At 69.6% G+C, this 20,524-nt stretch carries 19 protein-coding genes and 1 tRNA gene; 11 read left to right on the top strand and 9 right to left on the bottom strand.

The window, feature by feature from the left end:
* Together frc and SSP29_RS30400 are read right to left on the bottom strand one after the other, a co-directional pair.
* Positions 1-1,233: a formyl-CoA transferase gene (gene frc / locus SSP29_RS30405; protein ID WP_089104037.1), complete on the bottom strand. Its 1,233-nt coding sequence runs from the start codon at positions 1,231-1,233 to the stop codon at positions 1-3.
* 12 nt (positions 1,234-1,245) lie between these two features.
* Positions 1,246-2,928, bottom strand: a complete 1,683-nt coding sequence (locus tag SSP29_RS30400) for a thiamine pyrophosphate-binding protein (protein WP_089104036.1) — start codon at positions 2,926-2,928, stop codon at positions 1,246-1,248.
* Positions 2,929-3,071: 143 nt separating this feature from the next.
* On the opposite strand from SSP29_RS30400, the gene sucC reads away from it, so the two are divergent.
* Genes sucC through SSP29_RS30385 form a run of 3 tightly spaced genes read left to right on the top strand, consistent with a single transcriptional unit; the run spans position 3,072 to position 6,669 of the window.
* A complete protein-coding gene (sucC, locus tag SSP29_RS30395; protein ID WP_089104035.1) occupies positions 3,072-4,202 on the top strand; it encodes an ADP-forming succinate--CoA ligase subunit beta in 1,131 nt (376 codons plus the stop codon).
* 11 nt (positions 4,203-4,213) lie between these two features.
* Positions 4,214-5,131, top strand: a complete 918-nt coding sequence (gene sucD / locus SSP29_RS30390; protein ID WP_089104034.1) for a succinate--CoA ligase subunit alpha — start codon at positions 4,214-4,216, stop codon at positions 5,129-5,131.
* Positions 5,132-5,133: 2 nt separating this feature from the next.
* Positions 5,134-6,669: an aldehyde dehydrogenase family protein gene (locus SSP29_RS30385; protein WP_089104033.1), complete on the top strand. Its 1,536-nt coding sequence runs from the start codon at positions 5,134-5,136 to the stop codon at positions 6,667-6,669.
* Here SSP29_RS30385 and SSP29_RS30380 read toward each other — a convergent pair.
* Positions 6,659-7,573, bottom strand: coding sequence for an LLM class flavin-dependent oxidoreductase (locus SSP29_RS30380; protein WP_089104140.1), 915 nt, complete (start codon positions 7,571-7,573; stop codon positions 6,659-6,661). The two genes, SSP29_RS30385 and SSP29_RS30380, sit on opposite strands and share 11 nt — an antisense overlap.
* A gap of 61 nt (positions 7,574-7,634) precedes the next feature.
* Between SSP29_RS30380 and SSP29_RS30375 the strand changes: the two genes are divergently transcribed.
* Together SSP29_RS30375 and SSP29_RS30370 are read left to right on the top strand one after the other, a co-directional pair.
* The gene (locus SSP29_RS30375; RefSeq protein WP_150135190.1) at positions 7,635-8,060 is read left to right on the top strand and encodes a MarR family winged helix-turn-helix transcriptional regulator; all 426 of its coding nucleotides are present in this window, start codon (positions 7,635-7,637) and stop codon (positions 8,058-8,060) included.
* A 137-nt stretch (positions 8,061-8,197) separates the two neighbouring features.
* Positions 8,198-8,282 (top strand) — tRNA-Leu (locus SSP29_RS30370).
* 174 nt (positions 8,283-8,456) lie between these two features.
* Here SSP29_RS30370 and SSP29_RS30365 read toward each other — a convergent pair.
* Complete coding sequence (locus SSP29_RS30365; RefSeq protein ID WP_089104138.1) at positions 8,457-9,539, bottom strand: integrase core domain-containing protein; 1,083 nt, start codon at positions 9,537-9,539, stop codon at positions 8,457-8,459.
* A gap of 99 nt (positions 9,540-9,638) precedes the next feature.
* Positions 9,639-10,838, bottom strand: a complete 1,200-nt coding sequence (locus SSP29_RS30360; protein ID WP_089104032.1) for a cytochrome P450 family protein — start codon at positions 10,836-10,838, stop codon at positions 9,639-9,641.
* A gap of 363 nt (positions 10,839-11,201) precedes the next feature.
* Here SSP29_RS30360 and SSP29_RS30355 point away from each other — a divergent pair, with 363 nt between their 5' ends.
* A complete protein-coding gene (locus tag SSP29_RS30355; protein ID WP_245883288.1) occupies positions 11,202-11,837 on the top strand; it encodes a nucleotide-binding protein in 636 nt (211 codons plus the stop codon).
* The gene (locus SSP29_RS30350; RefSeq protein WP_089104031.1) at positions 11,834-12,067 is read left to right on the top strand and encodes a hypothetical protein; all 234 of its coding nucleotides are present in this window, start codon (positions 11,834-11,836) and stop codon (positions 12,065-12,067) included. The genes SSP29_RS30355 and SSP29_RS30350 overlap by 4 nt, the downstream gene beginning before the upstream one ends.
* A gap of 864 nt (positions 12,068-12,931) precedes the next feature.
* On the opposite strand, the gene SSP29_RS30340 is transcribed toward SSP29_RS30350, so the two are convergent.
* From SSP29_RS30340 to SSP29_RS30330, 3 genes are read right to left on the bottom strand one after another with little or no spacing between them, the layout of a single operon-like run.
* Entirely contained in the window at positions 12,932-13,375 is a 444-nt protein-coding gene (locus SSP29_RS30340) for an SRPBCC family protein (protein ID WP_089104029.1), read from the bottom strand.
* Positions 13,376-13,377: 2 nt separating this feature from the next.
* The gene (locus SSP29_RS30335; protein ID WP_089104028.1) at positions 13,378-13,728 is read right to left on the bottom strand and encodes an ArsR/SmtB family transcription factor; all 351 of its coding nucleotides are present in this window, start codon (positions 13,726-13,728) and stop codon (positions 13,378-13,380) included.
* Positions 13,725-14,183, bottom strand: a complete 459-nt coding sequence (locus tag SSP29_RS30330; protein ID WP_089104027.1) for an SRPBCC domain-containing protein — start codon at positions 14,181-14,183, stop codon at positions 13,725-13,727. The genes SSP29_RS30335 and SSP29_RS30330 overlap by 4 nt, the downstream gene beginning before the upstream one ends.
* Positions 14,184-14,410: 227 nt before the next feature.
* Here SSP29_RS30330 and SSP29_RS30325 point away from each other — a divergent pair, with 227 nt between their 5' ends.
* Entirely contained in the window at positions 14,411-15,016 is a 606-nt protein-coding gene (locus SSP29_RS30325; protein ID WP_089104026.1) for a class I SAM-dependent methyltransferase, read from the top strand.
* Positions 15,017-15,337: 321 nt separating this feature from the next.
* Here the strand turns inward: SSP29_RS30325 and SSP29_RS30320 are convergent, their stop codons facing one another.
* On the bottom strand, positions 15,338-16,642 hold the full coding sequence (locus SSP29_RS30320) for a cytochrome P450 family protein (RefSeq protein ID WP_089104025.1): 1,305 nt from the start codon (positions 16,640-16,642) through the stop codon (positions 15,338-15,340).
* A gap of 285 nt (positions 16,643-16,927) precedes the next feature.
* On the opposite strand from SSP29_RS30320, the gene SSP29_RS30315 reads away from it, so the two are divergent.
* The 3 genes from SSP29_RS30315 (at position 16,928) to SSP29_RS30305 (ending at position 20,427) form a co-directional block, all read left to right on the top strand.
* Positions 16,928-18,547 (top strand): FAD-dependent oxidoreductase, encoded by a 1,620-nt coding sequence (locus tag SSP29_RS30315; RefSeq protein WP_167450037.1) that lies wholly within the window; start codon positions 16,928-16,930, stop codon positions 18,545-18,547.
* 48 nt (positions 18,548-18,595) lie between these two features.
* Positions 18,596-19,624: an amidohydrolase family protein gene (locus SSP29_RS30310; RefSeq protein ID WP_089104023.1), complete on the top strand. Its 1,029-nt coding sequence runs from the start codon at positions 18,596-18,598 to the stop codon at positions 19,622-19,624.
* 545 nt (positions 19,625-20,169) lie between these two features.
* Positions 20,170-20,427 carry a hypothetical protein gene (locus SSP29_RS30305; protein WP_089104022.1) on the top strand — a complete coding sequence of 86 codons (258 nt, stop codon included), beginning with the start codon at positions 20,170-20,172 and terminating at the stop codon, positions 20,425-20,427.
* Positions 20,428-20,524: the final 97 nt, after the last annotated feature.

The raw sequence follows: 20,524 nt of genomic DNA, 5'->3' as shown, positions 1-20,524 counted from the left end.
TCAGATCACTCCGTTCGACTTGAGCAGGCGCAACTCTTCGTCGCCGAGGCCGAGTTCGCCGATGTAGACCGCTTCGTTGTGCTCGCCGAGCAGTGGCGAACTGGTGACGTCGACCGGGGAGTCGGAGAGCTTGAGCGGGCTGCCGACGGTGACGAACTCGCCGCGCTCGGGGTGCGGGACGGTGACCACCATCTCGTTGGCGACCAGCGACTCGTCCTCGATGATCTCCTTGGTGGACAGGATCGGCCCGCACGGGATGTTGTGGGCGTTGAGCCTCTCCAGCACCTCCCACTTGGGGAGCGTCGAGGACCACTCCTCGATCAGCTGGAACATCTTGTTGAGCTTGGGCAGGCGGGACTCCGGGGTCGCCCACTCGGGGTCGTCCGCGAGCTCCGGCCGGCCGATCAGCTGGGTGATCGGCTGCCAGCCGACGGGCTGCACGATGACGTACACGTAGTCGTTCGGGCCGCCAGGCGCGCACTTGACCGCCCAGCCGGGCTGGCCGCCGCCGGAGGCGTTGCCGGAGCGCGGCACCTCGTCGCCGAAGTCGTCGTTCGGGTACTCGGCGAGCCGGCCGTGGGCCAGTCGCTGCTGGTCGCGGAGCTTGACCCGGCAGAGGTTCAGTACGGCGTGCTGCATGGCGACGTTGACGCGTTGGCCGCGGCCGGTGTGCTCCCGCTGGAAGAGTGCCGCCAGTATTCCGGCTACTGTATGCACTCCGGTGCCCGAGTCACCGATCTGCGCGCCCGTGGCCAGCGGTGGCCCGTCCTCGAAGCCGGTGGTCGCCATCGAGCCGCCCATCGCCTGGGCGACGACCTCGTACGCCTTGAAGTCGGTGTACGGGCCGTCCCCGAACCCCTTGATGGAGGCGTAGACGATCCGGGGGTTGATCTCCTTGATGCGGTCCCAGGTGAACCCCATCCGGTCGACCGCGCCGGGACCGAAGTTCTCCACCATCACGTCCGAGCGGCGGATCAGCTCGGTCAGGAGCTCCTTGCCGCGCTCGGTCTTGGTGTTGAGGGTGATGCTCCGCTTGTTGCAGTTGAGCATCGTGAAGTAGAGGGAGTCGACGTCCGGGAGGTCGCGCAGCTGCTTGCGGGTGATGTCACCGGTCGGCGCCTCCAGCTTGACCACGTCCGCGCCGAGCCAGGCGAGCAGCTGGGTGGCGGAGGGGCCTGACTGGACGTGGGTCATGTCGAGGACGCGTATGCCCTCAAGTGCCTTGGTGGTCATGGGCGTTCCACCTCACTTGTACATGGTCTGGTTCATGGTTCCGGGGGCGTACGCGTCCGGGTCGACCCAGACGTTGATCAGCGACGGCTTGCCGGACTCGCGGGCCCGGCGCAGGGCGGGGCCGATGTCGGCGGGGTCGCGGACCTCCTCGCCGTAACCGCCCAGCATCTGGGCGAACTTGTCGTAGTGGACGTCCCCGAGGGTGTTGCCGACCCGCTCGCGCTCCTTGCCGTACTTGGCGGCCTGGCCGTAACGGATCTGGTTCATCGAGGAGTTGTTGCCGACGATCCCGACGAAGGGGAGGTCGTAGCGGACGAGGGTCTCGAAGTCCCAGCCGGTGAGCGAGAAGGCGCCGTCGCCGAAGAGGGCGACCACCTCCTTGTCGGGGCGGGCCTGCTTGGCGGCGAGCACGAAGGGGACGCCGACGCCGAGGGTGCCGAGCGGGCCGGGGTCCATCCAGTGGCCAGGGGACTTGGGCTGCACGACCTGGCCGGAGAAGGTGACGATGTCGCCGCCGTCGCCGATGTAGATCGAGTCCTCGGTGAGGAAGTCGTTGATCTCGCTGACCAGGCGGTACGGGTGGATGGGGGAGGCGTCCGACCGCAGCTGCGGCAACCGCTTCTCGATCGCCGTCTGTTCGGCGGCGCGCAGCTCGTCGAGCCACTCCTTGCGCCTGGAAGCACCACCGTTGACGCGGCCGGAGGCGGCCTCGGTCACCGACTTCAGGACCAGCCCCGCGTCCCCGACGATCCCGAGGTCGATGTCGCGGTTCTTGCCGACCGTGCGGTAGTCGAGGTCGATCTGCACGACGGTGGCGGCGGGGGAGAGGCGCTTGCCGTAGCCCATGCGGAAGTCGAAGGGGGTGCCGACGATCACGATGACGTCGGCGTTGGAGAAGGCGTACCGGCGGGAGAGCTGGAAGTGGTGCGGGTCGCCGGGCGGCAGGGTGCCGCGCCCTGCGCCGTTCATGTACGCCGGGATGTTGAGGGTCCGTACCAGCTCTATGGCGTCTGCGGTGCCGCGGGTCGTCCAGACCTGGCTGCCGAGCAGGATGGCCGGTTTCTCGGCGTGCACGAGGAGGTCGGCGAGCTTCTCGATCGCCTCGGGGTCGCCGGCCGAGCGGGTCGAGGCGCGGTAGGCGCCCGCCTTGGGGATGCGGGCCTTCGCGGCCGGGACCTTGGCGTCGAGGACGTCGCGGGGTATCTCCAGGAAGGAGGGGCCGGGCGCGCCGTGATAGCACTCGCGGAACGCCATGGAGACCATGTCGGCGGCGCGGGCGGTGTCCGGGACGGTCGCCGCGAACTTGGTGATCGGCGTCATCATGTCGACGTGGGGCAGGTCCTGCAGGGACCCCATCTTGTGCTGGGAGAGTGCCCCCTGGCCGCCGATCAGCAGCATCGGGGACTCCGCGCGGAAGGCGTTGGCGACCCCGGTGACGGCGTCGGTCGTACCCGGACCGGCCGTGACGACGGCGCAGCCGGGCCTGCCGGTGATGCGCGCGTAACCGTCGGCGGCGTGGGCGGCCACCTGCTCGTGGCGGACGTCGACGACTTCTATGCCCTCGTCGACGCAGCCGTCGTAGATGTCGATGATGTGGCCGCCGCACAGGGTGTAGATGCGGTCGACCCCCTCGGCCTTCAGCGCCTTGGCAACGAGATGACCACCGGAAATCACGTCCTGGGTGTCGTCGGGCATGGCGAAGTCCTGTCCCTTCGTAGGGGGTTGGATGCCGTCTGCGTATATTGCATACAGTCGACGAATACTGTATGAACCTTGTTATCCCGCATCCGGTGGGTGGTGTCCAGGGGGCGTGCGGCACTTTCAAGACAGGAGCCGAAATGGACCTGTACGAACACCAGGCAAGGGAACTCTTCGAGGAACACGGCATCGTGGTACCGAGGGCCGAGGTCACCGACTCGCCCAAGGAGGCCCGGGAGATCGCCCGCCGGCTCGGCGGCAGGGTCGTCGTGAAGGCGCAGGTCAAGACCGGCGGCCGGGGCAAGGCGGGCGGCGTGAAGCTCGCCGCCGACCCGGCCGCGGCAGAACTCACGGCGCGTCAGATTCTCGGCATGGACATCAAGGGGCACGCAGTCGGCAAGGTGATGCTGGCCCAACCCGTCGACATCGAGAGCGAGTTCTACGTCTCCTACGTCCTCGACCGGGCGGCCGGCGGCTTCCTGGCCATCGCCTCCGCCGAGGGCGGCATGGAGATCGAGGAGGTGGCCGCGACCCGGCCGGAGGCGGTGGCACGGGTCCGCATCGACCCCGCGGTGGGCGTCACCTCCGCCAAGGCCCAGGAGATCGCCGCGGCCGCCGGACTGCCGCCGCAGACCGTCGACGTCCTCGTACGGCTCTGGCAGGTCCTCGTCCGCGAGGACGCGCTGCTCGTCGAGGTGAACCCGCTCGTGCGCACCGAAGAGGGCCGGATCCTGGCCCTCGATGGCAAGGTCACGCTTGACGACAACGCCCGCTTCCGGCAAGCCCGTTGGGGCGCCGACGAGGCAGGGCACTCCGACCCGCTGGAGGCGGCGGCCGCCGCGAAGGGGCTCAACTACGTCAGGCTCGACGGCGAGGTCGGCATCATCGGCAACGGCGCGGGCCTGGTGATGTCCACCCTGGACGTGGTGGCCGGCTGCGGCGCACGGCCCGCCAACTTCCTGGACATCGGCGGCGGCGCGTCCGCCCAGATCATGGCCGACGGACTCTCGGTGATCCTGTCCGACCCGTCGGTGAAGTCGGTCTTCGTCAACGTCTTCGGCGGGATCACGGCGTGCGACACGGTCGCCGACGGCATCGTCCGCGCCCTGGAGACCGTCCGGCTGACCAGGCCGCTGGTGGTCCGCCTCGACGGCAACAACGCGGCCCGCGGCCGGGCGATCCTCGACGGCCGCGCGCACCCCCTGGTCGAACAGGCCGCCACCATGGACGGCGCCGCCCGCCGCGCCGCCGAACTCGCCCACACCGCCTGAGGAGTTCTGTCATGGCGATCTACCTCACCAAGGAGAGCAAGGTCCTCGTCCAGGGCATGACCGGCGGCGAGGGCATGAAGCACACGCGGCGGATGCTCGCCGCCGGAACCGATGTCGTCGGCGGGGTCAACCCCCGCAAGGCCGGCCAGACCGTCGACTTCGACGTCCCCCAGTGCCTTAAGGGCCTGGGAGGTGACCCCAGTGCCGTCCCGGTCTTCGGCACCGTCGCCGAGGGCATGGCGGCGACCGGCGCCGACGTCAGCGTCGTCTTCGTGCCGCCCGCCTTCGCCAAGGCGGCGGTGCTGGAGGCGGCCGACGCCGGCATCGGCCTTGCGGTGGTGATCACCGAGGGCATACCGGTCCACGACTCGGTGGCCTTCGCCGCGTATGCCCGGGCCAGGGGCACCCGGATCATCGGCCCCAACTGCCCCGGCCTGATCACCCCCGGCCAGTCCAACGCGGGCATCATCCCTGCCGACATCACCAAGCCCGGCCGGATCGGTCTCGTCTCCAAGTCGGGCACACTGACCTACCAACTCATGTACGAGTTGCGGGACATCGGCTTCTCCACCTGCGTGGGCATCGGCGGCGACCCGGTCGTCGGGACGAGCCACATCGACTGCCTGGGCGCCTTCCAGGACGACCCGGACACCGAACTCGTCGTCCTCATCGGGGAGATCGGCGGCGACGCGGAGGAACGGGCCGCCGCCTACATCCGGGAGCACGTCACCAAGCCGGTCGTCGGCTACATCGCCGGGTTCACCGCACCCGAGGGCCGCACCATGGGCCACGCGGGCGCCATCGTCTCCGGTTCGGCCGGCACCGCGCGGGCCAAGCAGGAGGCGCTGGAGGCGGCCGGGGTACGGGTGGGGAGCACGCCGACCGAGACCGCCCGGCTGGTGCTCGAACTCCTGGAAGCCGGGGGTTGATCATGGTTCTTGCCTGCAAGCCCGGCACCGGCTGGGACGACGCCTGGGCGCGCTGTCTCGCCCTCGCCCCCGAGGCCTTCCGCGACGACCGCGTCCTCAACCTCTGGGCCGCCGCCTGGCGGCCCGACGGCCGCCCGCTGCCCGCGACCAGCCCCGTCGACGGCAGCCCGATCGCCGGCGCCCCACGCCTGGACCGGGACACCGCCCGCCGGGCCGTCCGCGCCTGCCTCGACCAGCACCGCGCCTGGCGGCACGTCCCCCTGGCGGAGCGCCGGGCCAGGGTGGCCGCCACCCTGGACGCCCTGACCGAACACCGCGAACTCCTCGCCCTCCTCCTCGTCCGCGAGATCGGCAAGCCCTGGCGGCTCGCCCAGGCGGACGTCGACCGGGCGATCGACGGGGTGCGCTGGTACGTCGACGGCATCGAGCCGATGCTCACCGGGCGAGCCCCGCTGGACGGGCCGGTGTCCAACATCGCCAGCTGGAACTACCCGATGAGCGTGCTCGTTCACGCGGTACTGGTCCAGGCTCTGGCGGGCAACGCGGTGGTGGCGAAGACCCCGACCGACGGCGGGGTCGCCTGCCTCACCCTGGCCTGCGCGCTGGCCGCCCGGGAGGGCCTGCCGGTGACGCTGCTCAGCGGCAGCGGGGGCGAGCTGTCGCAGGCGCTGGTGCGGGCGCCGGAGATCGGCTGCGTCTCCTTCGTCGGCGGCCGGGACACGGGGGCGGCGGTGGCCACGGCCGTCACCGACCTCGGCAAACGGCACGTACTCGAACAGGAGGGACTCAACACCTGGGGCATCTGGAACCTCACCGACTGGACCGCGTTCACCGCCGTCGTCCCCAAGCTCTTCGACTACGGCAAACAGCGCTGCACCGCCTACCCGCGCTTCGTCGTCCAGCGCGAGCTGTTCGACGAGTTCCTCGCCGCCTACCTCCCGGCGGTCCGCGGACTGCGGATCGGCCACCCGCTCGCAGTCTCCGACCCCGCCGACCCGCTCCCCGAACTGGACTTCGGGCCGGTGATCAACGCGGCCAAGGCCAAGGACCTGACCGACCAGGTGGCCGAGGCCGTCGACCGCGGCGCCGTCCCGCTGCACCGCGGCAGCCCGGCCGACGCCCGCTTCCTGCCCGGCCAGGACACGTCGTCGTACGTCCACCCGGTCACTCTCCTCAACCCACCCCCCTCCTCACCCCTCCACCACGCGGAACCCTTCGGCCCGGTCGACACGATCGTCCTGGTCGACACCGAGGCCGAACTGCTGGCCGCCATGAACGCCTCCAACGGCGCGCTGGTCGCCACGCTGTCCACCGACGACGAGGCCACCTTCGTGCGCCTGGCCCCGCAGATCCGCGCCTTCAAGGTCGGCCACGGCAAGCCGCGCTCCCGCGGCGACCGCGACGAGCTCTTCGGCGGCTTCGGGGCGTCCTGGCGGGGGGCCTTCGTCGGCGGGGAGCTGCTGGTGCGGGCGGTGACGCAGGGACCGGCGGGGGAGCGGCTGCCGGGCAACTTCCCGGAGTACCAGCTCATGCCGTGACGGCGAGCACCGGGGCGATGACCTCCTCGGCGAGCCGGCGGGCCACCCCCTGCGGATAGGGGCGCGGCAGGCTCAGCACGATGTGGTTCATCCCGGCACGCACCAGGGCGGTGACCGTGGCACGGGTCGCCGCCGGGTTGTCGTACGACACCAGGACCTGGACCGAGCGGACGATCTCCGCCGGATCCCGGCCCAGTTCGGCGCAGTGCGCGTCCAGCACCCCGGCCCGCTCGGCGACGAACTCCACGGTGTTGTGCGGCGGCCCGGGCACGTTCCAGACGTCCGCGTGCTCGGCGGCAAGCCGCAGCAGCCGGGTGCCCCAGCCGCCGATCAGCAGCGGGGGCCCCGGGTGCTGCACGGGCTTGGGCTGGTTGCGCGTTCCCCTGAGCCGGTAGTGCTCGCCCTCGAAGTCGAAGACCTCCCGGGTCCACATCAGCTTCAGGATCCGTACGGTCTCGTCGAGCCGGGCGATGCCCTCGGCGGGCGGCACGAGCGTGAGGCCGTACGCCTCGTACTCCGCGACCGCCGGATTCGCACCGGCGATCCCGCCCGCCCCCGGCGGCTGGTGCGTCCCGCCGACACCCAGCCCCAGGACCAGCCGCCCACCGGAGATCACGTCCACGGTGGAGGCCATCTTCCCGAGCAGGGCGGGCGGCCGGATCCGGTTGCTCGTCACCAGCAGACCGAGCCGCAGCCGCCCGGTCTGCGCGGCCAGCGCGGCGAGCAGCGTCCAGCCCTCGTGGACGGCGCCGCTCTTCGGCCCGGCCACGGGCAGCAGATGGTCCCAGAGCCAGGCGTCCGCGATCTCCGGTAACGCGTCGGCCTCCTGCCAGACGCGGCGGATGTCGTCGTAGGGGACGTGCATGGGTGTCGTCTTGATGCCGAAGCGCACGGTCGTCGTCATGACCGTCAGCATATGAGATCATCAGTCACCATGACGATCAGTTTTAGATATCGTCTACGACGTGGTCAGTGATCCCCTTGAAGCCCGGCTGGGCTACCTGCTCAAGCACGTCCAGGCCGAGCTGGCGCGGACGTCGGCCGAGGCGCTCGCGCCCTTCGGCATGGACGGGCACGAACTGGCGGTGCTGGTGGTGCTCGCCGGGCCCGAGCAGCTGTCGCAGATCGAGGCGGCGGGGCGGCTGGGAGTGGACCGGACGACGATGGTGGCGCTCCTCGACGGGCTGGAGCAGCGCGGGCTGGTCGAGCGCCGGCGCAGCCCGCAGGACCGGCGCCGCAACATCGTCGAGCTGACCGATGCCGGGCGTGAACGGATGGGGCGGGCCGAGGAGGCGCGGCTGGCGGCCGAGCGGCGGTTTCTGGCCCCGCTGGACGATCCGACGGCCGCGACGCTGGTCCGGGCCCTGCGTGCGCTGCTGCCCGGGCGGTAGCACGTCGGACACGCACGGTGAGGCGCCGCCGACCTGCGGGTATAGCGACGGAAACGCAGGTGAAAGGCACTCCGAAAGCTTGGTATTGTTGTCCATGTCGCCGCGGGGAACACCCCCGGCCAGGCGGCAGACACCTAGTCCGGGTGGCGGAATGGCAGACGCGCTAGCTTGAGGTGCTAGTGCCCTTTATCGGGCGTGGGGGTTCAAGTCCCCCCTCGGACACTCGCTATAGCGATACGCGGACGAGGGCCTCGGCCTAACGGTCGCGGCCCTACCTGCATGTTTGTAACTGATCGTGATCCCGAGGGCTTCGTAGAGCGGGCTCTTCTTCTCTGCGTCAACGGCCTGCACGCGTTGTGCGATGTCTTGTGCCGCTCGAAAAGTCGTCGCCGCACGTCACGCCGTATATCGGTACTCGTTGATCAGGCCACCGAGGATCCGGGTGCGTAGCACCATGCGGATGTCGAGGTCATGCACGGTGGCGGGCTGTTCGTGAGCCTCGGGCGGTAGCTGGTGTCGGGCCTGGTGGGGTCGGTGCTCGTTGTGGTGCCGCTCGTAGGCGGCAAGGACCTTGCGAGCGTGGGCCTCGTTCGCGATGAGGACGTGGTCGAGGACCTCACGCCGGATGCTGCCGATGATCCGTTCGCAGTGGGCGTTCATCCGAGGAGCTCGTGGCGCGCTCTTGAGGATCTCCATGTCCTCGGCCTGGAAGACGCCGTCGAACGCCTCGCCGTACTTGCCATCACGATCACGCAGCAAAAAGCGCGGGGGCTCCATGCGTATGTCCATGTCGACGGCGAGATTCCTCGCCTGCCGCACCGTCCAATAGCGCGTCGGATGGGCGGTGACCCCGGAGATGTGCAGGCGCCGGGTACCGTGCTCGAGGAACGCCAGCGCGTACAACCGCCCACCCAGCGCAGGGTCGATGTGGAAGAAGTCTGCCGCGATGATGCTCTCGGCTTGGACGGTGAGGAACTCACGCCAAGTCGGGCCGGTACGACGCGGCGCCGGGTCGACGCCCGCGGCGTTCAGTATCTCCCAGACCGTGGAGGCGACGATCTGATGCCCGATTCGGGCCAACTCCGCCTGGATCCGCCTGTGTCCCCACCTCGGATTCTCCTGGGCCAGCCGCAGGACGAGCGTCTTCACCGCCGCCCGGGTGGGTGGGCGTCCAGTGCGCCGGCGCGCGCTGTAGTCCCACTTCGCGGCAGTGAACCTGCGGTGCCAGGCGAGTAAGGTGCCGGGGGTGACCGGGAAGACCTCGCGCCAGCGCCGTCGGGGTACCAGTGTGGACAGCACGGCGAACCAGAACCGGTCGGCGGGCTCGTAGCGGACCGGACCGGCCAACTGCCGGCGCAGCACCGTATTCTCGTGCCGCAACACCAGCAGTTCCGCGTCCTTCGCCTCCTCTCTGCGGAGCAGTACCGACGGTACGCACAGCAACTTCCGGGCCACCTTGTATAGCAAGGACACGATCACGCGGACATGGTCCCAGTGGACCCACCGCACCCCGCTCACCTGCGGCGACGACCTTTCGAGCGGCACACGGTGCGGATGAGGTACTTGGCAGGCGTAAAGTCAGGACTTCCATCGGACCGGCAGCTGACGTGGGCCGCGGATGAGCATGCCGTGGCGCCACGTCAGGGCGGCCGGGTGGGCGTCGAGGGCGAGGTCGGGGCAGCGCTCCAGCAGGGCTCGGATCGCGATCCGAGCCTCCATGCGGGCGAGCGGTGCTCCGAGGCAGTAGTGGATGCCGTGGCCGAAGGCGACGTGACCGCCTGCGGGCCGCCGGACGTCGAAGCGGCCCGGGTCGGGGAAGCGGGCCGGGTCGTGGTTTGCGTCCGCCAGAGCCACGAGGACCAGTTCACCGCCGCCGGGGATGTCCGTAGTGCCGATCTCGACCGGCTCGGTGGTGAACCTGAACGTCGGCGTCTCCACCGGCCCGTCGTAGCGCAGCATCTCCTCCACTGCGTTGTCCATCAGCGTCATGTCCTCGCGAAGTGCGGCGAGTTGGTCGGGATGGGTCAGCAGCGCCAACACGCCGTTGGAGATCAGATTGACGGTGGTCTCATGCCCCGCGACCAGCAGCAGCCAGGCGGTACCCCGCAGTTCGTCCGGAGAGAGCCGGTCGCCGTCCTCGTCGGTGGTCCGGATCAGGGCGCTCATCAGGTCCTGCCCCGGCGCCAGGCGCTTGCGCTCCAGTAACTCGGCGAGATAGGTGGCCACCTCACCCGTCGCCGCCAGCCGCGCGTCCGGGTCCGGGTCGGTGAGTATCGTGCCGGTCCAGGCGCGGAACGCGGCCCTGTCCAGCATCGGGACGCCGAGCAGCTCGCAGATCACCGAGATGGGCAGCGGGAACGAGAGTGCCTCGACCAGATCGGCCCGCCCTTCCGGAAGCGCCGTCATCACGTCGAGCAACTCGTCGGTGATCTGCCGCACGCGTGGGGCGAGCTGCTCGATCCGGCGCGGAGTGAACTCGCGGACGACCAGCTTGCGCAGCCGCTCATGGTCCGGTGGGTCGGAGTTGAGCATGTGTGGCCCCGCAGATGGACTGGGGAGCGGAAAGGAAGGCGAGGCGTTCTTCCATTGCTTGGACAACCGCGGATCCACGAGCGCGGCCCGGCCGGCCTCGTACCCGACGACAAGCCAGGCCTCCGCACCCTCCGGGATCCGCACCTTGTGCACGGGGCCGCGCTCACGCAGCGCCGCGTAAACCGGATACGGATCGCGGACGAAGTCCTCGCCCATCGCCACCAGATCGATCACGTCGGCTGACATCGCCCACCCCGTCCCCCGGTTCGCTTTGACGCTAGCAGTGGGCGACGCTTCGGCGTAGCACGCATCCAGCCGTACCGGGCGGGAAACAATTCACCGCAAAGCCCGGCGAACGGGTCATCGCGACCGTCACCAACGCCAAGAAGACCAGCGACGCGACTCCGGCCCCGGCATCCTCCACGAAGCCGTCTGACGAGCCGACCATCGTCCCGGCGAGAGCTGCCGGCTCACTGTCGATCCCCCTCGGGCCTCGCGACTTCCGTACTGGCCCATACGAATGATTCACCGGCGCCGCAGGGTGAACGATGGCACCGTATGCCCCGAGTCGGCGGCCGGGCAGCCGCTCGCGACCATACGTTGACCCGTGTGCCGCTGAGCTACGCCTTTGTGAACCTGAAGCCCGGGGTGGGAAAGACGACCAGCGCAGTCTGGTTGGCCCACGCACTTCACGAGTCGGGTATCCCACCGCTGCTGGTCGACAGCGACCCCGCTTCCTCCGCGCTGCGCTGGAGCGAATTGGCAGGTGGCTTCCCGTTTCCTGTGGTCGCCCTTCCGGTGGGCGATGTGCACCGGCGCGTGAACGACTTCCTGGGCGACCGGCAGGCCGTCGTATTCGACGCTCCGCAGATGGAGGACCACGCGCACATCGCCCGCAGCATCATGAGGTACGCAAGCGAATGGATCGTGCCGGTGACGCCGGCTCCCATCGAGCTGGATCGCATGGCGCCCATCGGTGGCGAGATGGGCGACGTGCAGTCCTTGCGCGTCCAGCCGGCCCACGCCGCCGTTCTGCTGAACCGAACGAATCGTGCCGAGGCCACGCGTACCGGTCCCGACGCTGACGCCCGCGAAGCTCTCACCGAGCGGGGATTCGACGTGTTGTCCACGCACATTCCGCGGCTCGACTTGTACGCCCAGTCATTCGGAAGTCCGGTGGAAGTCAAAGCCTCGGCGTACATGGACCTCGCAGACGAACTCATCAAGCGACAGGACAAGGCATGAATCAGCGGAAGGACACCTACCGGGCCGCATTGCAGCGCGGCCCGGACGCTGTCGTACCACGTTCCGTCAAAGTCACTCAGCTGCACACCCGATACGTGCGGGTGACCATCGAGCTCGACACCGGCTTGCCGCGTGACCTCGTGCAGTGGGCAGGGGCACCGGTGTCCGCGATGGTGCGGGCCGGCGCCGCTGCGCTGCGACCCCTGAGGAGCGCCTCGCAGGCCGAGTGACGCAGTCGTGCGTGAGCCGGCCTTCGCCCGTCCGCTGGCTTGGCTACGCCGGGTGATCTCGTTGAATGGCGGAGGCCCGGAAACATGCGCCCGCTGGATGCCGGTTCTCGTGGGGAGACAGTGGGGGCACCCGGCGGATCTTGGAGCTTGAGCCGCCCCTGCGCCAGCACGGCCGTATCGCCGGCGGTTGACTCGTCCCTCGGACACAGAGTCGCCCCACGGCGCCCGGTTTCAGGGCGGGGGACATCGGCACCCGCTTGCGGCCTCCAGCTCGGGCGGGTGGCGCTGGTGTGGCCGTGGCGGCACCGGTGGCCGGGACGGCGGTGACTCCGGTGGGATTCCATGCGGCGGCCGCACACACCGCAGCACAGCAGGCCGGCCAGGAGATGGGCGTGGCCTGGTTCGGACTCCGGCCGGGCGCGGAGGTTCTGGACGGTGATGAGGTCGGCCTCGCTGACCAGCGCGGGATGAGCGGGTCGGGCGGAGATGATCCAGTCGGTGGGGGTGTTCCAGCGCATGACGTTGCGGTGGCCGGGGGTGGTGTGCGCGGGTCGACGAGGTCGTGGTCGGTGCGCTGGCGGTTCCGGACCTGGCGGCCGGTGCAGCGGGGATTGGTGGGGATGGACTGCACCGTGTTCAGCACCCAGCGCCGGCCTTCCCGGTGCGGGTTTCGGGTGGTGTCGGCGCCGGACGGGCAGGGGTTGCCGGTGTCGTTGAGGGCGCGGGTGATGCGGGCGATGCTGTGCCCGGCCGGCCGCTGGGCGAAGAGCGGAGCCATGGCCGCGAACTGGTTGCCGTAGACGGCGCGTTCACGCAAGCCGGTGGCGACCGCGTCGAAGGCCCGGCCGGGGTTCACTCCCGCCGTTAGTGCCAGTCGCTGATACGGACGTCGTCGGGCGCCGGCCTGCCGTGTCCGGTCTCCGCGAACTGCTTGAGACTCATCAGGAAGGTCGCCCACTTCGTGCTGCAGTGGTGCATGAACTCGACCGGCTCGCGCCAGCCCTCGTGTTTGAACAGGACGATCGTGTACTCGTCGCGCCGGCTGAGGCTCCAGTCGATCTCAGTACCGATCCACTCCGCGGGTCCGTCCGTGACGCGCCATCGCACCCGGCCGGCGGGGTCGAGCTCCAGGATCTCCATGTCGAAGCCGCCGACGTCGCCGAATCGGAACGCCAGCCGGCCGCCGACCTCGCTCTTGCCGGTGGTGTCGGTCGTCCACCAGCCGGCGATGCCCTCGGGGGTTGCGATGGCCCGATAGACGTCCTCCAGCGACGCGACGGCGCCGATTCGATGCAGGATGTCGACCATGTTCATTCTCCTTCGGTGTTGTTGCGGCTGCGTTCGATCGCCTCCGCGATGCGTTTGATCCGGCGGAGTCGGGCGTCCCAGGTGGCGCCGACCGAGGCCAGTTGCGCGGCCGCGCGGGCGAGCTGCGCCTCGTCGACGTGGTAGCGCCGCTCGCGACCGGACGGCTCGGCGTGGACCAGCCCGGCCCGGTCGAGGACGGCGAGGTGTTTCGACACGGCCTGCCGCGTGAGGGGGAGGCCCGTGCTGAGTGAGGTGGCCGTGCCGGGCCCGTACGCGAGGAGCAGGTCGATCAGGGTGCGCCGGGTCGGGTCGCCGATCGCCGACCACAGCTCGTCGTCGACCGGCGCGCTCATGGGGTCGACACCAGCCGCGCGATGTAGGTGCCCAGCTGGGGGATGTAGTGGTCCCAGCCGCTCGCGTGCTCGCGGTACTGCTCCTCGAGGACGGCGATCTCCCAGCCCATCTCGCGGAACCCGGTCTCCGTCATCCGCACCCGGGTCCCTCGCTCTGTCGGCTCCAGGTCGAAGGTGACCAGCAGCGAGTCCCCGCCGCGATCGGTTTCCGAATAGCACCACCGGAACGAGAACCGCGACGGCGGGTCGACCTCGACGACGGTGAGCGCGACGGTCATCGTCTCCCCGGTCGCCTCGTCACGCCAGAAGAGCTCACCGGGTGCCCCTTCGACGGGCTTGAACCGGGCCTCGTCCGGCCACCACTCCCGCATGTGCTCCGGTCGGCTGATGACCTCGAAGACCATCTCGGGTGACGCATCGATGTGGATGTCGCGCTCGATACTGCCGTACTCCATGCCCGAACCCTTTCGCAACCTTTGGTTGCATGTCAGCTTACGTCGTGAGGCGCTTACGCGCAACTATTAGTTGCGTATTGATGGGGGGTGCCGAGTCCGTTCGGTTGCGCCGATGACGTCGTCGCGCCGACGACTGCCGACCTTCCCACCCTGTCCTGTGACGGCCCGCAGCGCCGCGGACCCAGCCCCGTCTTCGCGTGGCACACGGACGACCTAGAGTTGGCGTCATGAGCCGTTGGCAGGAGTTGACAGGGGGGACATCCGGACAGGACTACGCTGCCCGGTTCGCGGCTCTGGCCCGTGGCGGACAGGATGTGCACGGTGAGGCGCGGTTCTGCGCAGCGCTCATGCCTGCCGGAGCGCGGGTGCTGGACGCCGGGTGCGGTACCGGACGGGTCATGATCCGGCTTGCAGAGCTCGGGTACGACTGTGTCGGGGTGGATCTTGATGCGTCGATGCTGGCAGTGGCGCAGCAGCGGGCGCCGGAACTGCCCTGGTTCCAGGTCGATCTGGCTGAGTTCGAGTCGGACCTGCTCGGCATCGCAGCGGACTTCGATCTCGTGGTCGCTGCGGGCAACGTTTTCCCGTTGCTCACGGCCGGCACCGAGGCCACGGTGGTCGAGCGCCTGGCCGCAGTCCTGCGCCCGGGTGGTCTGATGGTCGCCGGCTTCGGCCTGGACGAAGCCCATCTGCCGGTGCCGCCAGGCATCACCCTGGCGGAGTATGACGACTGTTGCGCCGCGGCCGGCCTCAGCCGCGTGAACCGCTTCGCCACCTGGGACGCTGTCCCCTACGACGGCGGCGGCTATGCCGTCAACGTCCACCGTCGGTGAGGCCTTGCCCGACATCTTGATCACCGTGCCGGCCAAGCGGCCAGGGGCTTCTCCGAGCAGTTGGCGAGTAGTTCTTGTGGGTAGCGGTTCTCACGAGAAGACGCTGGGAGCACACCGCGGACCTTGTACCACGAGGTGTCCTTGCGCGACCACGACCGCCCTTCCATCGGCGTTTTCGGAGGGTCCGGTCAGCTGATGGCGATCCTGGCGAGGCGGAGGCGCAGGGCCGGTAGATGTGGCAGGACCTGGTCTTCGCGCAGGTAGTCGCGCCGGCCGTACCGGCAGCGTGCTGCGCCGGGGTCGCGGGCTACGCCCGTGATGTCACGCGAAGTCGACCATCCCGGACGCCCAGTCGTCCAGGATCCTGGACGGGTCCAGGACGACGGGCAGTTCGGTCAGGCCCCGGAAGGCGGGGAAGGGCACGGTGAGCCACTTGGCCTCGTCCGCCGGCAGGGCCAGGGAGAGTTTCGGGAAGCGGCGGAAGAGCGAGGCCAGGGCGATCTGCATCTCCATCCTCGCCAGCGGTGCGCCGAGGCAGAAGTGCGGGCCCGTACCGAAGGACAGGTGCTTGCTCTGTACGCCCGGCCGGGCGATGTCGAAGGTGTCGGGGTCCTCGAACGCCGCGGGGTCCCGGTTGGCCGAGGTGACCGCGATCTGTACCAGCGAGCCCTTGGGAATGAGCGTCCCCGCGATGGTGATGTCCTCCAGGGCATGCCGGAAGGTCGCGTTCTCGACCGAGCCCTCGAAGCGGATGATCTCCTCGATCGCGTTCGGGAGGAGGTCGGGCGAGTCGATCACCTGCCTGAGCTGCTCGGGATGGGTGAGCAGGGTGTAGACGGCGTTGCCGATGAGGTAGGCGGTCGTCTTGTGGCCCGCGAACAGCAGCACCCACAGCGTGGACAGCAACTCACCGTCCGTCAGCGACTCCTGCTCGTCGCTCGTCTGGATGAGGACGCTGAGCAGGTCGTCCTCGGGGGCCTTGCGCTTACGGGCGATCAGGACCTCGAAGTACTCCCGGAGAGTGTTCTCCGCCTCGGCCAGGCGATCCTTGTCCTTCTTGCTGAAACCGGTCCGCGCGACGACGCCGCACCACTGCTGGACCTCCTGCCGCTCCTCCTCGGGGACGCCGATGAGCTCGCAGATCACCTGCAGGGGCAGCGGGAAGGCGAAGGCCGACAGCAGATCGACGGGCTGCAGAGTGGAGCAGTCGTCGAGCAGCGTGTCGGTGAGCTCCTGGATCCGTGGGCGCAGCGCCTCGATACGGCGGGGCACGAAGGCACGACTGACGATCCGGCGCAGCCGCGTGTGCTTCGGCGGGTCGGCGAACAGCATGTTGTCGTCCAGGGCGATGGAGGAGTCGCCGAAGATGGACCGGTAGGCGTCGATGGCGGCGTACATGTCCTTGCTGATCCTCGGGTCGGCAAGGGCGGCCTTCGCGTCCTCGAACCGGGTGATCAGGTACGAGTGCACACCGTGGGGCGGGGTGATGCGGGAGACCGGCGCGTTCTCCCGCAGGTGCCGGTAGAGGGGGTGCGGGTTGGCCCGGTACTCCGGGCAGCCACGGGATGCCGCGTCCACCGCCCGGGCTGTCTCGTCCGCGATCTCCTGCTCCTGCATCTGAGTCATCGACGGTCCTTCTTCCCTTCCCACGGTGGCACAGGTCGGCTGCAAGCGTGGAATGCATTGACGCCGCTCGGAAAGGGGAAACGCGATTCACCCTGACGCGGACCCGAGTCGTCTGCACGGTACGGAAGTGGAAAAGCAGAGTGTGCCGTCCGGGGGAAGGCTCGATTGCCGACCCCGGGGGCCTGTGACAGGTTCGGATTCAGGGCCGCCGTAATTGCGAATCGCTGCCCGAACTACCGCTGGGTATCTGGAGGAGGACGGGCTGTGGACACACGCGACAGAGAAATGGTGCCGGTACTGATCGTGGGCGGTTCGCTCGTCGGACTGTCCGCATCGGTGTTTCTGGGAAGACTGGGCGTCACCCATATGGTCGCCGAGCGTCGGGCCGCCACTTCCGAACATCCCCGGGGCCGGGGGAACAACATGCGGACGATGGAGTTGTTCCGCACCGCCGGGCTGGAACCGGACATCAGAAAGGCCGCGGCCGTCCTGTCCGGCAATCACGGCATCATGCAGACGGACAAGCTGTCGGGCGGTGAGAGCAGATGGCTCTCGGCCCGTCTCACCGGCGCAGCCCCCGAGACGAACGTGTGCTCCACCCGGCGGTGCGCGTGCAGCCAGAACGACCTGGAGCCGGTCCTGCTGGCACACGCCCGTGCACTGGGCGGGGACGTGCGCTTCAGTACGGAGCTGACCTCCTTCACCGAGGACCGGGACGGCGTGACGTGTGAACTGCGCGAGCGGGAGAGCGGCCGGACGTACTCGATGCGCACCGCCTACCTGCTGGCGGCCGACGGGCCGCGCAGCCCCGTGCGCGAGCGGCTGGGCATCGGGCAGAGCGGCGGGGGCGACCTGTTCCACAACGTGAGCGTCACCTTCCGCAGCAAGCTCCTCCGTCAGGTGGTCGGGGACAAGCGGTTCCTCGTGTGCTACCTGAACGGAACCGAGGGCGAAGGGGTCCTGTTGCCCGTCGACAACGAGGAGAAGTGGGTCTTCCACGTCCCGTGGTTCCCCGAGCGCGGCCAGACGCTCGAGTCCTTCACCGACACGCGCATCGCCGACCACATCAGGGCCGCCGCCGGCGTACGGGACCTGGACGTCGAGGTCACGGGACGCGCCCCGTGGCACGCGGCGGACCGGGTCGCCGACCGCTATCGGCAGGGACGCGTCTTCCTCATCGGTGACTCGGCCCACGAGATGCCCCCCACCGGCGCCTTCGGATCCAACACGGGCATCCAGGACGCGCACAACCTCGCCTGGAAGCTCACGGCCGTACTGAGCGGCTGGGCGGGAGAGAGCCTGCTGGACACCTACGAGAACGAACGGCGCCCGGTCGCCCTGGCCACGAGTGCCCGGGCCATCGAGCAGGCCGCACGCGAGCAGCACCCCGGCTACACCGCCGCGCAGGGCGGGGGCCAGAGCACGGACCTGATGACCGTGTCCCTCGGCTACCGCTATGTCTCCTCGGCCGTGTCCGGCGCCGACACCGACGCGCCGACCATCCCGCAGAATCTCCGCCTGCAGGCGGACCCCGGCACCCGGGCCCCGCACATGTCCGTCGTGCACGACGGGGACACCAAGTCGACCATCGACCTGTACGAGCGGTGCTTCGTCCTCCTCTGCGGCCTTGCGGACGGGCCGTGGCCGGCGGCCGCCGAGGCCGCGGCGGCCAGGCTCGGCGTCCCCCTGGTGTCCTACCGCGCCGGCGCCGGCCCGGACTTCGACGTCGACACCTCGCCCGCCCTGGCCGCCGGTGCCGAGGACTGGGCCGCCACGCACGGTGTCACCCCGCAGGGCGCGGTGCTCGTGCGCCCCGACGGAATGGCCGCCTGGCGCTCCGGCGACCTCCCCACGAATCCCGAGGACGAGCTGACGCACGTTCTGCAAGGCCTCCTCAGCCGCTGATCCCGCTCTCCGACGCCCCCGAACCGTTCCAGCACAGGGAGCTCTTCCATGCCTCAAGCCGCCGAGACCACCGCCCAGCAGGCTCCGGGTGACATAGGCCTGCGCACCGCGCTGAGCGCCGACGACGCCCGGCACGAACGAATAGACGTCCACCACCACTACACCGCCCCCGAATGGGTGCGGTGGGCCGAGAAGAACGGGATCGCGGACCGTGACGGGCTGCCGCCGTGGACCCGGTGGGACGAGGCCGCCGCCCTGGACCTGATGGATCTGACCGGCACGCGCACCAGCATCCTCACCGTCGCCATGCTGGGACGCTTCCAGGAGGCGGCGACACGCAAGGAGAGCACGCGTGTCGCCCTTGAGGCCGCGGGCGACCTGACCGTCCGGCACTCCGGCCGCTTCGCCTTCTTCACACCCGTCTTCCTCGACGACGCCGAGCTCTCCCGCTGGTCCGTCACCCAGGGGATGGACCGGCTCGGCGCGGTGGGCGTCAGTGCGCGCACCAGCACGGGCGGCACGTATCTGGGCGACCCCGGGCTCGACCCGATCATGGCGGAACTCGACGAACGCGCCGCTGTGATCAGCACGCACCCCATGCAGGTGAACACCTCCGGCGCCCCCGAGGGTGTGCCGCCGTTCGTGTGCGACTTCCTCATGGACACGACCCGCGCCGCACTGAGCCTGATCATGAACGGCACTCTGGACCGTTTCCCGCGGCTCACGTTCATCCTGCCGCACGGCGGCGGGTACCTCCCCTACATCGCGAGTCGGATCGAGGTCTTCGGGCGCCAGCTCGTCCCCGCCGTCGATCCCGGACGCGTCCGCGACTACCTGCACCGCTTCTACTACGACACGGCCGCGCCCATGTCGCCGTCGGCCACCCCCACTCTGCTGGCCGCCGCGGGCTCCTCCCGCATCCTCTACGGAAGCGACTGGCCGCCGACCCCCGCCCGGGTGGTCGCCGATGTGACAACTCCCGCTCTGGACCGGGATCCCGCCCTCGGCGACGAGGAGCGCGGTCACATCAACCGCGGGAACGCCCTGCGTCTCCTGCCCGCCCTCGCGTCGGCCTGAGCGCGCACGGTGGGTCGTCCTCGTGCCGCGTGTGTGGGTGCCACGGAGAATCGCTGCCCGGCTCGCTCGGCGCTCGGACGGACGTTCGCCGTGCGGCTCGTCTCACCGAGCCGCACGGCCGACGCGCGGGTTCACCTCAGCGCGGTCCCGCCGGGATCGAGACTCGGCGGAAGTCGCCGCGGAAGAGATTGCTCCCCTTCGCGGCGTTCCGATCGCCCAGGCCGGCGCTCCTGCGAGATGACGCAGACGCCCTTTCCGCCCTCCACGCAGCCGATCGCTCCCTTGGTGCTCGGGGCGGACTTCTTCTCGGGAGGCACGATCACCGGGCGGGGACGCGTTCACCGCCTTCTGGAACGACTCGACCGGGTGCACCGTCAGGGTTCGCGGTGACGCGGCGTACCGAACATGCCTCCGGTCGGGCGGGCAGGTTCACATCACCGGCCGCACCGGCCGCGTACCGGCGGTGTCGAAGTAACAGCGGTGGCAGCCCGATCCGGCCGTACCTAGGCTCGCTAGCGGAAACGAGTTCGCGGGAAGGACACAGAATGCCTCAGGTAGACGAGGAAGAGATCCGCGTCAGCGCAATCGATACCGCGAATCAGCCCCGAACGCTCCGGAGTGTTCTGCGTTCCGCGGTCAAGGAAACCATGCTGCTGCCGGTGTTCCTGGTCCTCACCGCCATGATGGTGGCGCTGTGGCTCATGGGTATGCCCTTCATGCAGGCCTTGACCATTTCGACCGCGGTGAAGATTTCGATGGTCCTGCTCGAAGCGCGTCGGCGGCCTTGCACGTCGAAGGTTTGACGCTCGGCGTCCCTCTTCGTTCCGTCATCCCGCGGCCGGGGCGCTTCTTCGGGGTCGGGGTGCCTGTCCCTTGGGCGGCGCACTTCTCCGGTCCCGC

This window comes from Streptomyces hyaluromycini (assembly GCF_002217755.1).
GTDB lineage: Bacteria > Actinomycetota > Actinomycetes > Streptomycetales > Streptomycetaceae > Streptomyces > Streptomyces hyaluromycini.
Note: the sequence above shows the minus strand (reverse complement) of the source record. Positions and strands in the feature narration are given on the sequence as shown.